12 protein-coding genes are annotated in these 14,540 nt (G+C 65.1%); 7 read left to right on the forward strand and 5 right to left on the reverse strand.

Translation table 11 applies throughout. From position 1 onward, the window contains the following. Nucleotides 1–13: 13 nt before the first annotated feature. The 6 genes from NKH41_RS01090 to NKH41_RS01115 all read left to right on the forward strand — a co-directional run bounded on the left by NKH41_RS01090 (nt 14) and on the right by NKH41_RS01115 (nt 6,807). Entirely contained in the window at nt 14–940 is a 927-nt protein-coding gene (locus NKH41_RS01090) for a LysR family transcriptional regulator (protein ID WP_352769118.1), read from the forward strand. A 304-nt stretch (nt 941–1,244) separates the two neighbouring features. Continuing rightward, nucleotides 1,245–2,399, forward strand: coding sequence for an ABC transporter substrate-binding protein (locus tag NKH41_RS01095; RefSeq protein WP_352540421.1), 1,155 nt, complete (start codon nt 1,245–1,247; stop codon nt 2,397–2,399). Nucleotides 2,400–2,588: 189 nt separating this feature from the next. Then, nucleotides 2,589–3,584: an ABC transporter ATP-binding protein gene (locus NKH41_RS01100; protein WP_352769116.1), complete on the forward strand. Its 996-nt coding sequence runs from the start codon at nt 2,589–2,591 to the stop codon at nt 3,582–3,584. Between the two features lie 14 nt (nt 3,585–3,598). Next, nucleotides 3,599–4,549 (forward strand): ABC transporter permease, encoded by a 951-nt coding sequence (locus NKH41_RS01105; protein WP_352501158.1) that lies wholly within the window; start codon nt 3,599–3,601, stop codon nt 4,547–4,549. Then, nucleotides 4,539–5,354 carry an ABC transporter permease gene (locus NKH41_RS01110; RefSeq protein ID WP_352469946.1) on the forward strand — a complete coding sequence of 272 codons (816 nt, stop codon included), beginning with the start codon at nt 4,539–4,541 and terminating at the stop codon, nt 5,352–5,354. Before NKH41_RS01105 ends, NKH41_RS01110 begins: the two co-directional genes overlap by 11 nt. A 25-nt stretch (nt 5,355–5,379) precedes the next feature. Beyond that, nucleotides 5,380–6,807 carry a gamma-aminobutyraldehyde dehydrogenase gene (locus NKH41_RS01115; protein ID WP_352769114.1) on the forward strand — a complete coding sequence of 476 codons (1,428 nt, stop codon included), beginning with the start codon at nt 5,380–5,382 and terminating at the stop codon, nt 6,805–6,807. Between the two features lie 17 nt (nt 6,808–6,824). Here the strand turns inward: NKH41_RS01115 and nhaA are convergent, their stop codons facing one another. From nhaA to NKH41_RS01140, 5 genes are all read right to left on the reverse strand, one after another. Continuing rightward, nucleotides 6,825–8,018, reverse strand: a complete 1,194-nt coding sequence (gene nhaA / locus NKH41_RS01120; RefSeq protein WP_352769111.1) for a Na+/H+ antiporter NhaA — start codon at nt 8,016–8,018, stop codon at nt 6,825–6,827. A 91-nt stretch (nt 8,019–8,109) separates the two neighbouring features. Then, complete coding sequence (locus NKH41_RS01125; RefSeq protein ID WP_023676342.1) at nt 8,110–8,673, reverse strand: ActR/PrrA/RegA family redox response regulator transcription factor; 564 nt, start codon at nt 8,671–8,673, stop codon at nt 8,110–8,112. A 63-nt stretch (nt 8,674–8,736) separates the two neighbouring features. Then, entirely contained in the window at nt 8,737–10,062 is a 1,326-nt protein-coding gene (locus tag NKH41_RS01130; RefSeq protein WP_352448476.1) for an ActS/PrrB/RegB family redox-sensitive histidine kinase, read from the reverse strand. Nucleotides 10,063–10,151: 89 nt separating this feature from the next. Beyond that, nucleotides 10,152–12,770: an ATP-dependent helicase HrpB gene (gene hrpB, locus NKH41_RS01135; RefSeq protein WP_352769108.1), complete on the reverse strand. Its 2,619-nt coding sequence runs from the start codon at nt 12,768–12,770 to the stop codon at nt 10,152–10,154. A gap of 75 nt (nt 12,771–12,845) precedes the next feature. Next, nucleotides 12,846–13,736, reverse strand: coding sequence for a DMT family transporter (locus NKH41_RS01140; RefSeq protein WP_352448474.1), 891 nt, complete (start codon nt 13,734–13,736; stop codon nt 12,846–12,848). Nucleotides 13,737–13,763: 27 nt separating this feature from the next. Here NKH41_RS01140 and NKH41_RS01145 point away from each other — a divergent pair, with 27 nt between their 5' ends. After that, the gene (locus tag NKH41_RS01145) at nt 13,764–14,453 is read left to right on the forward strand and encodes a PIG-L deacetylase family protein (RefSeq protein ID WP_352448473.1); all 690 of its coding nucleotides are present in this window, start codon (nt 13,764–13,766) and stop codon (nt 14,451–14,453) included. Nucleotides 14,454–14,540 lie beyond the last annotated feature (87 nt).

The following is a 14,540-nucleotide window of genomic DNA, read 5'->3' on the forward strand; positions in this document are numbered from 1 at the left end:
GTTTAGTCCGGCCATGGCTTTCACCATCCGCCAATTGCAGTTCTTCATCGCCGTCGCCGAGCAGGGCACGGTGTCGGGCGCCGCCCAGAACCTGTCGATCTCGCAATCGTCGGTCACCGAGGCGATCAAGGAGCTGGAGCACGATCTCGGCGTCGAGCTGTTCGAGCGCCACCCGCGCGGCTTGAACATAACCCACAAAGGCCACCAGTTCCTGCGCCATGCGAGAAAGATCCTGGCCGACGTTTCCGATGCGCGCCGCGCCTTCTTCGGCGAACAGGCCGCGGCAAGCGGGCGGCTGCAACTTGGCGTCACCTCGCTGGTCGCCGGCTATGTGCTTTCCGATCTTCTTGCCCGCTACCGCCGCGCCTATCCGGGTGTCGAGGTCTCGGCGATCGAGGACAATGGCGACTATCTCGAGCACCTGTTAATTGGCGGCAAGCTCGACATTGCCGTCATGGTCACCTCGAACCTGCGCGACCGCACGGCACTGCAGTCCGAAATCCTCGAAGTCTCGGCCTACCGGCTGTGGCTGCCGCTCGGCCACCCCTTGGCCGGTGCCGACATCATCGGCATCGGCGACATCGCCTCGGAACCGCTGATCATGCTGACCGTCGACGAGATCGAGGAGAATACCGGAAAGCTGCTGACGGCAATCGGCGCCAAGCCGCATGTCGCCTTCCGCACCCGCTCGGTCGAAGCGGTGCGCAGCCTCGTCGCTACCGGCGCCGGCGTGGCGCTGCTGCCCGACCTCGTCTACCGGCCATGGTCGCTGGAAGGCGACCGCATCGAATCGCGCGATGTTTCGGGGTCGTTGCCGGTCGTCCAGGTCGGCATGGTCTGGCGGCGCGGCTCCGGTCTGCCGCAGGCGGCGCGCGACTTCATCGGACTTGCCCAGTCGCAGCGCATGGTGCGCCAACGGCCCGAGAAGATTGGCCGCTGACGTATCGGAAAAATCGATATCGGCTTTCTGATAAATGAATTTGCGAAACCGGAAATTTCGCAGCACTTTTCGGTCAGGGAACAAAGCTGCCGTTAGAGCGACGTGCGTCCAATTGGACGCACATAGTACGCTCTAAGACTTTTAGTTTTCGCATCGGGCTTTCCGAAAATCGATTCCGATTTTCGGGTCGATGCGAGGAGCACGGCCCTTCAGAGCCGCGCATCCAACGTTTTTGAACGGGCGCATGATCTTCTTCCGAAACCCGAAACCGGTTTCGAGGTCATGCAAAAGTGGGAGATCGACGATGAATTCATTGCTGAAATCATGCACTGCCTTGACGGTCGCGCTGAGCTTCTCCGGCCAGGCCATCGCCCAGGTCAAGGAGCTCGGCAAAGGCGAAGGCGAGGTCAATATCGTCGCCTGGCCGGGCTATATCGAGCGCGGCGAAACCGACAAGGCCTATGATTGGGTCACTTCGTTCGAGAAGGAAACCGGCTGCAAGGTCAACGTCAAGACCGCCAACACCTCCGATGAGATGGTCTCGCTGATGAACGAGGGCGGCTTCGATCTCGTCACCGCCTCGGGCGACGCTTCGCTGCGCCTTGTCGCCGGCAAGCGCGTCCAGCCGATCAACACCGACCTCATACCGAGCTGGAAGACGGTCGACAACCGGCTGAAGGATGCGCCCTGGTTCACCGTCGGCGGAGTCCATTACGGCGTCCCCTATCAGTGGGGGCCGAACGTGCTGATGTACAACACCGAAGTGTTCAAGGAGGCGCCGAAGAGCTGGAACGTGGTCTTCGAGGAAATGAAGCTTCCCGACGGCAAGTCGAACAAGGGCCGCGTCCAGGCCTATGACGGGCCGATCCACATTGCCGACGCTGCCAATTACCTGATGGCTCACAAGCCGGAGCTCGGCATCAAGGATCCGTACGAACTGACCGAGGATCAGTACAAGGCGGCGCTCGACCTGCTGCGGGTCCAGCGTACGCTGGTCGGACGCTATTGGCACGACGCCGCCATCCAGGTCGACGATTTCCAGAACGAAGGCGTCGTCGCCTCCGGTTCCTGGCCCTACCAGGTAAACACGCTGATCGCGGCCAAGAAGCCGGTCGCCTCGACTATCCCCGAGGAGGGCGTCACCGGCTGGGCCGATACCACGATGATGGAGGCCGATGCTGCCCACCCAAACTGCGCCTACATGTGGATGGAGCATTCGCTGTCGCCAAAAGTGCAGGGCGACGTCTCCGCCTGGTTCGGCTCGCTGCCGGTGGTGCCCGCCGCCTGCAAGGGCAACGAACTGCTCGGCGAGGAAGGCTGCAAGACCAACGGTTACGACAATTTCGACAAGATCAAGTTCTGGAAGACGCCGGTCTCGAAATGCGCCACCCAGAACGACCAGTGCGTGCCCTATTACCGCTGGGTGTCGGACTATATCGGCGTCATCGGCGGGCGGTGAGTTCGCCTCACCTACGAAGCTCGGCGCTGCCCCTCACCCTTACCCTCTCCCGGTGAAGAAACGGGGGTCGCCAGCGTTGGAGCGCCTCCCTTCTCCGCGTCCACTATACGAGGAGAAGGTGCCGGCAGGCGGACGAGAGGCAGCGCTACCGCCTGAAATTTGATGAGCCTGACAGATCAGGACAGCCCCATGACCTCCGCCGTTTCCTTCCAAAACGTCTCTCGCCATTTCGGCAGCGTGCGTGCCGTCGACGCGGTCGATCTCGACATCGTGCCGGGCGAGTTCTTCGCCATGCTCGGGCCTTCCGGCTCGGGCAAGACGACGTGCCTGCGCCTCATCGCCGGTTTCGAGCAGCCGACGGCGGGTTCGATCTCGATCTTCGGCGAACGCGCCGAGGGCGTGCCGCCCTATCGCCGCAACGTCAACACCGTGTTCCAGGATTATGCGCTGTTCCCGCATTTCAACGTGCTCGACAACGTCGCCTATGGGCTGATGGTCAAGGGCGTCGGCAGACCGGAGCGGCAAAAGGCGGCGGAAGAAGCGCTGGCGCTGGTGCGGCTTCCCGGCTACGGCGCCCGTCGCCCTGGCCAGCTTTCCGGCGGCCAGCGCCAGCGCGTCGCGCTCGCCCGTGCGCTGGTCAACCAGCCCAAGGTGCTGTTGCTCGACGAGCCGCTCGGCGCCCTCGACCTCAAGCTTCGCGAAAACATGCAGGAGGAGTTGAAATCGCTGCAGAAGGCGCTCGGCATCACCTTCGTGTTCGTCACCCACGACCAGGGCGAAGCGCTGTCGATGGCCGACCGCGTGGCCGTCTTCAATGACGGCAAGATCATGCAGATCGGCACGCCGGAAGACATCTACCAGCGCCCCAAGACCCGCTTCGTCGCCGATTTCGTCGGCTCGTCCAACGTGCTGCCGCCGGATTTCGTCCAGCGCTATGCCGGCCAGTATCGCTGGGGCAGCCTGCGGCCCGAATCCATCCGTATTGGCCGGGCCAACGGCGAAGGGGTTGCCGCCCGCCTGGTCTCGACCAACTATCTCGGCGCCACGACAAGACTGGCGCTCGATGCAGAGGGCTTGCGACTGCATGCCATCGTGCCGGCGGGTGCTGTGCTGCCGGGGGAAGGCGAGGCGGTGGTGCTCACCTTCAAGCGCGAGCATTTGCATTTGATGGACGAGCTCGGATGAGCCTCGACACCGTCATGCCGCGCGCCACGCCGCCCGCCATCCTGCCGCGACGCGGCGGCCTGCGTGGCGCGGTGTCGGATACTTTTTGGCGACAGCCGAAGCTGCTGTTGCTCCTCATGCTGCTGCCGCCGGTTTTGTGGCTCGGCATCGTCTATATCGGCTCGCTCTTCGCATTGCTTTTGCAGAGCTTCTTTTCGATCGACGAGTTCTCCGGCCTGATCAACCGGCAATTCACGCTGAAGACCTATGGCGACCTGCTGCAGGCCGCCAATCTCGACATTATCCTGCGCACGGTGACAATGGCGGCGCTGGTGACGCTGGCGGCGGCGGTCATCGCCTTTCCCATCGCCTATTATGCGGCGCGCTATGCGCGCGGCCGTTGGAAGGCGCTGTTTTATCTCGGCGTCATGCTGCCGCTGTGGTCGAGCTACCTGGTCAAGATCTATGCCTGGAAGCTGATTCTCGCCAAGGAAGGCATCCTGACCTGGCTGCTGGCCAAATTGCATCTTCTGTGGCTGCTTGATGCCTGGCTGTCGCTGCCGGTCGTCGGCGGCAACTCGCTGTCGGTCTCCTCAACCGGTACCTTCATCGTCTTCGTCTATGTCTGGCTGCCGTTCATGATCCTGCCGGTGCAGGCCGCACTCGAGCGCGTGCCGGGCAATTTGGTCGAGGCTTCGTCCGATCTCGGCGCCTCGCCCGGGCAGACCTTCGGCAACGTGCTGTTCCCGCTGGCGCTGCCCGGCATCGTCGCCGGCTCGATCTTCACCTTCTCGCTGACGCTCGGCGACTACATCATCCCACAGATCATCGGCACCTCGCGGCTGTTCATCGGCCAGGCCGTCTATTCGCAGCAAGGCACCGCCGGCAATATCCCGCTCGCCGCCGCCTTCACCGTGGTGCCCATCGTCATCATGGGCTTCTATCTCTGGGGCGCCAAGCGCATGGGGGCTTTCGATGCGCTCTGACCGTGGCCCATCCGCGCCGATCGGCCTGAAGCTCGCTGCCACCGGCGGCCTGCTTTTCCTGCATTTGCCGATCCTGCTGATCTTCGTCTATGCCTTCACCACCGAGGAGAAGAGCTTCGTCTGGCCGCCGCCGGGCCTGACCACGCAATGGTTCGCCGTCACCTGGAACCGCCCCGACGTCTGGCAGGCGCTGTCATTGTCTGTGCGGGTCGCGGCGATCTCGACTACCATCGCGCTGGTCCTGGGCACGCTGTGCGCCGCTGCCGTGTCCCGCACAAAATTCTTCGGCCGCGAAACCATCTCGCTGCTGGTCATCCTGCCGATCGCGCTGCCCGGCATCATCACCGGCATCGCGCTGCGTTCGGCCTTCGCGCTGGCCGAAATCCCGTTCTCGTTCTGGACGATCGTGCTCGGCCACGCCACTTTCTGCGTGGTCGTCGTCTACAACAATGCGGTCGCCCGTTTCCGCCGCACGTCCGGCTCGATGATCGAGGCGTCGATGGATCTCGGCGCCGATGGTTTCCAGACCTTTCGGCATGTCGTGCTGCCCAACATCGCAACCGCGCTGCTGGCCGGCGGCATGCTTGCCTTTGCGCTGTCCTTCGACGAGGTCATCGTCACCACCTTCACCGCCGGCCAGCAGCAGACGGTGCCGATCTGGATGCTCGAAGAATTGATCCGTCCGCGCCAGCGTCCGGTCACCAATGTCGTGGCGATGGTGGTAGTGCTGGTGACGCTGCTCCCCATCCTCGCTGCCTATTACCTGACCCGCGACGGCGACCAGATCGCCGGTTCGGGCAAATGATCTCGTTCACAAGGGAGAGACTTCCATGGACACGCAGATGCTGATCGGCTCTAAATTCGAAAAAGGCACCGAGACCGAGGAGCCGATCCTCAACCCGAAGACCGGGGCGACCATCCTCAATCTGCCCGAGGCCAGCCCAGCGCAGATCGAGGCGGCCGTGCTTGCTGCCGAAAAAGCCTTCGTCACCTGGTCCCGCACAACACCGGCGCAGCGCGCCGGCTATCTCCTGAAGATCGCCGATCGCATCGAGGCTGCTGCACAGGATTTCGCGGCGCTCGAGGCGCTGAACTGCGGCAAGCCGATCAATGCCGTGCTCAATGACGAGATCCCGGCGATCGTCGACTGCTACCGCTTCTTTGCCGGCGCGGTCCGCTCGATGCCCGGCCAGGTCGCCGGCGAATACATTCCCGGCCACACCTCGATGGTCCGCCGAGACGCCATCGGCGTTGTCGCGTCGATCGCGCCGTGGAACTATCCGCTGATGATGATGGCCTGGAAGCTGGCGCCGGCGATTGCCGGCGGCAACACCGTCGCCTTCAAGCCGTCGGAACAGACGCCGCTGACCGCGCTGAAGCTGGCGAAAATCCTTGCCGAGATCCTGCCGGAAGGCGTCGTCAACGTCGTGCTCGGTCGCGGCGACAGCGTCGGCAACACGCTGATCAACCACCCGAAGGTCAACATGATCTCGATCACCGGCGACGTCGCCACCGGCAAGAAGGTGCTGCAGGCTGCCGCCAAATCGGTCAAGCGCACGCATCTCGAGCTCGGCGGCAAGGCGCCGGTCATCGTCTTCGACGACGCCGATCTCGGCGCGGTGGTCAACGGCCTGCGCGCCTTCGGCTATTACAATGCCGGCCAGGACTGCACCGCGGCCTGCCGCATCTACGCCGGCAAGAAGATCTACGACAAGCTCGTCGCCGACCTCTCCACTGCGGTCTCGACCATCAAGTATGATCGCCCCGACGATACCGAGAACGAGATCGGCCCGCTGATCTCGCGTCGCCAGCGTGACCGCGTCTCGAGCTTCGTCGAGCGCGCCTCTGAGCTCAAGCACATCGAGATCACCACGGGCGGCAAGCCGGGCGAGGGCTCCGGCTTCTTCTACCAGCCGACCGTCGTCGCCGGCGCGCTGCAGGAGGACGAGATCGTGCGCCGCGAAGTGTTCGGTCCGGTGGTCTCGGTCACCCACTTTTCCGAAGTCGACGAAGCGGTGAACTGGGCCAATGATTCTGACTACGGCCTGGCGTCGTCGGTGTGGACCAAGGATGTTTCGCGGGCCATGGCGACGGCCGCCCGGCTGCAATATGGCTGCACCTGGATCAACACCCATTTCATGCTGACCAACGAGATGCCGCATGGCGGGTTGAAACAATCCGGCTACGGCAAGGACATGTCGCTCTACGCGCTGGAGGACTATACCGCCGTCCGCCACGTCATGGTCGCTCACGGGTAGCGCCCGCGAGGAGACGCCTATTCTTCCGCCTCCTCCGCCTCGCCTGCGGCCGGCGCGACCAGCAGCACTGCGGCGCCGAGGAGCGCGGCGATGAAAGAGCCGGCGAGGATGCCGACCTTGACCGCGTCCTGCAGGGCGGCGTCGCCGGCGAAGGCGAGCAGGCCGATGAACAGGCTCATGGTGAAACCGATGCCACAGAGCAGCGAAATGCCGACCATGTGCAGCCAGCCGGCATTGACCGGCAGATCGGCGAAGCCAAGCCGGATGGCAAGCGCGGAAGACCCGAACACGCCGACCAGCTTGCCGGCGACGAGCCCGGCGGCGACGCCGAGCGTCAGCGGCTCGGCCAGGGCGGCAGCGCTGAGACCGGCGAGCGAGACGCCGGCGTTGGCAAAGCCGAAAATCGGGATGACAAAAAAGGCGACGACTTTGTGCAGGCCGTGTTCGAGCCGGTGCAGCGGCGAATGGTCGAGATCATGGCCGCTGCCCGGCGATATCTTCAGCGGTATGGTGAGGGCCAGCGCGACGCCGGCGAGCGTCGCATGGACGCCCGATTTGAGCACCAAAACCCACAGAACGATGCCGAGCAAGATGTACGGCAGCAGCGTCAGCACCCGCATGCGGTTGAGCACCACCAGCAGCGCGATCACGGCGAAGGCGGCGCCGAGATAGGCGAGCGAGAGGCCGCTGGTATAGAACACCGCGATGATGAGCACCGCGCCGAGATCGTCGATGATGGCAAGCGCCGTGAGGAATATCTTCAGCGAACCCGGGACGCGGCTGCCGAGCAGCGACAGCACGCCGAGCGCAAAGGCGATATCGGTGGCGGTTGGGATCGCCCAGCCGGACAGAGCGGCTGGATTGTTGCGGTTGATGGCGACGTAGACCAGTGCCGGCGCTGCCATGCCGCCGGCGGCGGCGATGCCGGGCAGCACGCGGCGCGGCCAGGTCGATAGCTGGCCGTCAAGCATTTCGCGCTTGATCTCGAGACCGACCAGCAGGAAGAACACCGCCATCAGGCCGTCATTGATCCAGTGCGAGACGCTGAGCGGTCCGAGATAGGCATGGAGGGCGGACAAATAAGCCTCGCCCAGCGGCGAATTGGCGACGATCAGGGCCAAGGCCGCCGCAGCCATCAGGATGAGGCCGCCGGCCGCCTCGCTGTCGAGGAATTCGCGCAGCATGGAGACCAGCCGCTTTTCGTCCTGCATGTCGCCTCCGTCGTATCAGCGGCAAGGTCCGACACCGCCAAGCGATGATGCGCAAACAGCGCTGGCCGGGCAAGCCTGTAATGAGAGCCCTTTAGCGCGGCGCGCGCTTGGCGAGGATGCGTTGCAGCGTGCGGCGATGCATGTTCAGGCGGCGTGCGGTTTCCGAGACGTTGCGGTCGCACATTTCGTAGACGCGCTGGATGTGTTCCCAGCGCACGCGATCGGCCGACATTGGATTTTCTGGCGGCGCTGCGCGTTCGCCCGCGGTGCGGGTCAGGGCGGCAAAAATATCATCGGCATCGGCCGGCTTCGACAGATAGTCGATGGCGCCGAGCTTTACCGCCGTCACCGCGGTGGCGATGTTGCCGTAGCCGGTGAGGATGATGGCGCGGGCATCGTCGCGCTTCTCGCGAATCGCGGCGACGACGTCGAGGCCGTTGCCGTCGGCCAGCCGCATGTCGACCACCGCATAGGCCGGCGGATTGGCGCGCGCCTTGGCAACCGCCTCCTCGACGCTCTCCGCCGTCTCGACCACGAAACCCCTGGTTTCCATGGCGCGGGCAAGCCGCGTCAGGAACGGCTTGTCGTCGTCCACGATCAGCAGCGAGGTATCCTCGCCTTCGACCATTGCGCCAATCGTTTCGTCAGTACTCATCGTGCTGAAAATCCTGCTGCCTGATTTTTACGCAAATATAGTTTCGCAACGCTATTGTCCAATTTAGGCCGTGTCGAACATGGTGGCCGAAGCCTGCTCGGGATTGAGGAAGACGCTGCGCGGCCACGATATCTGCACGATGGCGCCCTCGCCGGGCTCGCTTGAATTGCGGAAATCGAGCGTCGCGCCGGAGCGTTCGAGCAAGGTCTTGGCGATGAATAGGCCGAGGCCGAGGCCGCCGCCGGCTTCGGTGCCTTGTCGCGTCGACATATAGGGTTCGCCGATTCGGTCGATGATCTCCGGTGGAAAGCCCGGCCCGTCGTCGATGATCGAGAAGCTGACGGCGGCCTCATTCCAGTTCCAGCGCACTGTCACGCTGTTGCGGGCGAAGTCGACCGCGTTCTCGACCAGATTGCCGAGGCCGTAAATGACGCCGGGATTGCGCCGGCCCACCGGTTCCGGGCCGATGCGCTCGCCCGGCCGAAGCTTGATCGAAATGCCGAAATCACGGTGCGGCGCCGTCACCTCCTCGACCAGCGAGGTCAGCGGCAGGCGCGAGAGGTGCACCTCGCTCTCGGAGGACAGGCTGGTCAGGCGCTTCAGGATTTCGCGGCAGCGCTCGCTCTGCGAACGCAGCAGCTTCACGTCCTCGCCGTATTTCGGATCTTCGCCAAGCGCCTTCTCCATCTCCTTGGCGACAAGCGTGATGGTGGCGAGCGGCGTGCCGAGTTCGTGTGCGGCGGCCGCGGCGAGGCCGTCGAGGGCCGAGAGATGCTGTTCTCGCTGCAGCACCAATTCCGTGGCGGCAAGCGCGTTGGCAAGCAGCCGCGCCTCCTCGGCCACCCGGAAGGCATAGATCGCGGTAAAGGCGATGGAGCAGAACACCGCCATCCACATGCCGGCGACATAGATGAACGGCATCGCCAATGGCGCCCCCTCATGCCAGGGCAGCGGCAGGTGGTAAAAGACCAGCAGCGTCGCCGCCACGATCACCAGCGCGCCGAGCATGGCGGTCAGCCGCAGCGGCAGCGACGTCGCCGAGACGACGACGGGCACGGTCATCAGCAGCGAAAACGGATTCGTAAGGCCGCCGGTCATGTAGAGCAGGCCGGCAAGCTGCAGGCTGTCGAAGGTCAGGATGGCAAAGGCCGAGAACGGGGTAAGCCGATGCGCCGCCGGATAGCGGAAAGTCAGCAAAAGGTTCATCCAGGCCGAACAGGCGATCAGCGCAAAACACATGCTGACCGGTAGCGGAAATTTCAGCCCGTAAGCGACCACAAGCACGGTCAGGCTCTGGCCGACGATGGCAAGCCAGCGCAACCTGATCAGCGTGTTGAGGCGCAGCCGCTGGCTTTGCTGGAAGTCGGGTGCGTGCAGGATGTTTATCATGGCCAGTGATTATAGAGGGGAAACAGCCGGAGGTCTTTTCCGAAAACCGTCGAAGCTGGGCCTCGGTTCGGGATGACAGTCTGGAAGCATCAGGTACCGCGCGGCTTGGCGCGGCTGGTGGCGGCGGCGAGAAGCGGGTTCTCCGGCCAGACATGCCTGGGATAGCGGCCGCGCATCTCTGCCCGCACATCGGCCCAGGAGCCGCGCCAGAAGCCGGGCAGGTCGCGCGTCGTCTGGATCGGCCGGTGCGCCGGCGACAGCAATTCGAGCGTCAGCGGCACAGTGCCGTTGGCGATCGCCGGATGCCGGTCGAGGCCGAACAGTTCCTGCACGCGGATCGCCAGCACCGGCCATTCGCCGTCATAGCGGATCGGCAGCCGGCTGCCCGACGGCGCGTCGAAATGGGTCGGCGCCAATGTGGCGATCTTGCGCTGCAATTCGTGCGGCACCAGCGTCATCAGGCCTTGCGAAAGCACGCTGGGATCGATTGCCGCAAAGGATGCCGCGCCGGAAAGGAACGGCAGCAGCCAGTCGTCGAGGCGCTCGAGGAGCGCGGCATCGGAGACATCGGGCCATGGCACGCCGAGGCCGCGATGCAGCCAGCCGAGCCGCTGCCGCAACGTCTCCGCCTCCCTGTTCCACGGCAACAGGGACAGGCCGTGTTCGCGCAAGGCGTCGAGGATGGCGCGATCCGCGTCGGCACCGGTCGGCGCCGGCAGCATGCGTTCGGACAGCGTGATGGCGCCGAGGCGAACCGTTTCGCGCACCCGCACCGCGCGCATGTCGCGGTCGAAGCTCACCTCGCGGCGGGCCTCGATCTTTTCCGCCAGCGCAGTGCGGATGTCGGCCTCATCGATGGCTGCCGCTGCGGTGATGCGGGCGTTCTGCGCCTTGCCCTGCAGGTCGGCGACGACGAGCCAGGTCTCGCCGGCCAGCGGATCGGAGGCGTCGAGCATGGCGCCCGAGCCGTTGGCAAGCACGAAGCGGCCACGCTCGCCGCGCGCTTTGGCGACCCGATCCGGCCAGGCATGGATGAGGAGAGCGCCGGCTGTGCTGCCCTCCCCCTTGAGGGGGTCGGAAGGACGGGCGAGACCCGTGGCTCGCCCCGGCGCGTCGATCCGCGTAGCGGATAGGGGTGGGGCCGCTTCGGGCACGCCATCGACGACCCCGCCCCGTCTCGCTCGTCTCGCTGCGCTCGGCTCGCTTGCCGACCCTCCCCTAGAGGGGAAGGGTGAAGCCTGCTTTGCCAGCCTCTCAGCCAGCTGCCGGGCGGCGGTGGCGCGCGGCGATCTTTCGGCGCGAAAGCGCAGCAGCCGCCGTTCGAGATCGGCACCATCGCCGCCAAGGCCACGCTCGGTCAATAATACGGCGAGCATCGCCGCCTCGAGCGCCTCTCCGGTCCTTGCCGCCTCGGCGACCATATGGGCGAGCCGCACCGGTAGCGCCAGCCGGCGCATCGCGGCACCGGCATCCGTCAGGCGTCCTGCCGCATCGACAGCATCGAGCGCACGTAGCAGTACCCTCGCCTCGGTGAGCGCCGGAGCCGGTGGGGGGTCGAGGAAGGATAGACTGGTCGGATCGGCGACGCCGAACGCTGCGCTATCGAGCAACAGGCCGGAAAGATCGGCCTCGAGGATTTCCGGCGGCGTGAAGGCCGGCAGGGCCGCTGTCTGCTCGGCCCGCCACAACCGGATGGCGACGCCCAGCTGCGTGCGTCCGGCACGGCCGGCGCGCTGGTCGGCGGAAGCGCGGGAAGCACGTACCGTCTCCAGCCGCGTCAGGCCGCTCGCCGGTTCATAGCGCGGCAGCCGCGACAGGCCGGAATCGATGACGACGCGGACGCCGTCGATGGTGATGGAGGTTTCGGCGATCGACGTCGCCAGCACGACCTTGCGGCGGCCGAGCGGCGCCGGCTTGATCGCCGCGTCCTGCGCCTTGTTGTCGAGCATACCATAGAGCGGCACGATGTCGGTATCGGCGCCGACCTTGCCCGCCAGCCGCTCGGCGGTGCGCTCGATCTCGCGCTGGCCGGGCAGGAAAGCGAGCACGCTGCCCTCCTCCCCGGCAAGCGCCGAGCGGATCGCCTTGGCCATGGCGTCCTCGATCGTGACGCCGGCCGGCCGCTCGTCATAGCGGATGTCGACCGGGAAGGCGCGGCCCGCGCTCTCGATCACCGGCGCGCCGGACAGCAATTTTGCGACACGCGCGCCGTCGAGCGTTGCCGACATCACCAGCAATCTGAGTTCGGGCCTCAGCGCACCCTGCACGTCAAGCGCCAGCGCCAACCCGAAATCGCCGTCGAGCGAGCGTTCGTGGAACTCGTCGAATAGCACCGCCGCGACACCAGGCAGTTCCGGGTCGTCGAGGATCATGCGGGACAGCACGCCTTCGGTGACGACGAGAACCCTGGTCTTTGCGGAACTGCGGTTTTCCATGCGCATGGCATAGCCGACGGTTTCGCCGGGCTCTTGGCCGAGCAATTCGGCCATGCGGCGGGCGGCAGCGCGGGCGGCGAGGCGGCGCGGCTCGAGCAGGATGATCTTTCCGGCGCCGAGCCATTCAGCGTCGAGCAGCGCCAGTGGAACCAGCGTCGTCTTGCCGGCACCGGGTGGCGCCACCAGCACGGCGCTGTTACCATGGCTCAGCGTTTCATTGAGCGCCGGCAAGACAACGGAGACCGGCAGGTCCGGCAAGGGTTTTGTCGTCATTGTGCTATGCTGTGCAGCCAGTTGGCAGCAACCGCATATCAGCGGTGGCGGTCGCGGCGCAACCTCGGCGCCGACTCAAAGCCTGGTCCGCGAAAACGGGTTCCAGCGCACCGTGCCGAGCCGCACCTCCTCGCGCACCATGGTCAGCAGGCCGGAACCGCCGACCACGGCCAAGCCGACCAGCGACAGAAAATCCGGATATTCCCTGAAGAACAGCGCACCCAGAACCACCGCCCAGACGATCTGCGAGTAATGCGTCGGCGCGATGCGGTTGGCCGGTGCGTATTTGACCGCCAGCAGATGCAACAGCTGGCCGCCGGCGGTGAAGGCGCCGGCCAGTACCAGCCAGGCCCATTGCCTGCCATCCGGCAACGAGAACGAGGTAGCCGCCGCACCGGCGCCGTTGAAGAGCAGGCCGTAGCCGATCAGCACGCCGAGCATCGTCGTGCGCTTTTCCTGCGCGGCGAGCGAACGCATCAGGATCACATTGGTGGCGGCCAGGAAGGCGATGATGAACGCCGCCAGATGACCAAGATGCAATTCGCGAAACCCCGGCCTGACGACCAGCATGACCCCGGCAAAGCCGGCGACCACCGCCAGCCACCGCCACGGGCCGACCTTCTCCTTGAGGACCAGCGTGGCTAGGATGGTGACGAACAGCGGCGCCAGAAAGATGAGCGCATAGACTTCCGCCAGCGGGATGGTGGTGAAGGCATAGACGCTGAGCACGCCCGAGGCGATGCCGGCCCAGGCCCGGGCCTGTACCGCCCAGGGCCGGTTGGTGCGCCAGAAATCGAGCCAGCGCTCGCCTGCCGGCCTGGCAAAGAGCAGAAAGCAGCCGGCAAACAATGTCGAGAAGAAGCCGATCTCGAAGACGTTGAACTGCCCGCCCAGGCTTTTGACAACGGCGTCGCTGCACGAATAGCTTGCATAGGCGATGAGCGCGAGCAGAATTCCGTTAGGCACGTTTTTCCATTTCCGGGAGAGATGAGAGTGAAGATATTGGCGCTTGGCGCGCATTCGGACGACATCGAGATCTTCATGTTCGGTACGATGGCGGCCTATGCCGCGCAAGGCGCAGAACTCTTTTTTGCCATAGCCACGGATGGCACCAGGGGCGGCTACGGCGATCCGTCAGCGCTGGCCCGCACGCGCCGCAAGGAGGCGATGGCGGCGGCCGGCCTGCTTGGCGTGACGCCGCGCTTCCTTGACTTTCCCGATGGCGGGCTGGTCGCGGATGCCGCGCTGATCGGGGCGCTCAAAGCACTGATCGGCGAGATAGGGCCGGATCTGGTGATAACGCATGCGCCGAACGACTATCATGGCGACCACCGCGCGCTGTCGGATGGCGTGCGCATCGCAGCGTCATTCTCGGTGCCGGTGCTACATGCCGACACGTTCGGCGGCACCGGGTTTTCGCCAACGCACTACGTCGACACCTCCAGGCATTTCGATCTCAAGGCGGAGGCGATCCGGGCGCACCAGTCGCAGGATCCCGAGCGTTTCGTCGACGCGGCGCGCACGCAGAACGCCTTTCGCGCCGGCCAGTGCAACGGCCCGGCCGGATCGTTTGCCGAGGCCTTCCGCTTCGAGCCAGTCTTCCCCTTCGCCGATATCCGCGCGCTGCTGCCGCCGGCCCCAGTGATCCGTCCGGTGGCTGTCAGCAACAAGACGGTGACCTAGACAGGTCGCCGCAACTTCTCACGTTGCTTTCCTGTCCAGCATGCTGCGGTGCAGCAACGAATTCGCTTGCTTTGTTTAGTAAAAATT

It is taken from the genome of Mesorhizobium sp. M1169, assembly GCF_040318345.1.
In the GTDB taxonomy this organism is placed as follows: Bacteria; Pseudomonadota; Alphaproteobacteria; order Rhizobiales; family Rhizobiaceae; genus Mesorhizobium.

Coding starts and splice junctions, on each gene's coding strand:
- NKH41_RS01090 (WP_352769118.1), top strand. CDS start 14: ATGGCTTTCACCATCCGCCAATTGCAGTTCTTCATCGCCGTCGCCGAG.
- NKH41_RS01095 (WP_352540421.1), top strand. CDS start 1,245: ATGAATTCATTGCTGAAATCATGCACTGCCTTGACGGTCGCGCTGAGC.
- NKH41_RS01100 (WP_352769116.1), top strand. CDS start 2,589: ATGACCTCCGCCGTTTCCTTCCAAAACGTCTCTCGCCATTTCGGCAGC.
- NKH41_RS01105 (WP_352501158.1), top strand. CDS start 3,599: ATGCCGCGCGCCACGCCGCCCGCCATCCTGCCGCGACGCGGCGGCCTG.
- NKH41_RS01110 (WP_352469946.1), top strand. CDS start 4,539: ATGCGCTCTGACCGTGGCCCATCCGCGCCGATCGGCCTGAAGCTCGCT.
- NKH41_RS01115 (WP_352769114.1), top strand. CDS start 5,380: ATGGACACGCAGATGCTGATCGGCTCTAAATTCGAAAAAGGCACCGAG.
- nhaA (WP_352769111.1), bottom strand. CDS start 8,018: ATGCAGGACGAAAAGCGGCTGGTCTCCATGCTGCGCGAATTCCTCGAC.
- NKH41_RS01125 (WP_023676342.1), bottom strand. CDS start 8,673: ATGAGTACTGACGAAACGATTGGCGCAATGGTCGAAGGCGAGGATACC.
- NKH41_RS01130 (WP_352448476.1), bottom strand. CDS start 10,062: ATGATAAACATCCTGCACGCACCCGACTTCCAGCAAAGCCAGCGGCTG.
- hrpB (WP_352769108.1), bottom strand. CDS start 12,770: ATGACGACAAAACCCTTGCCGGACCTGCCGGTCTCCGTTGTCTTGCCG.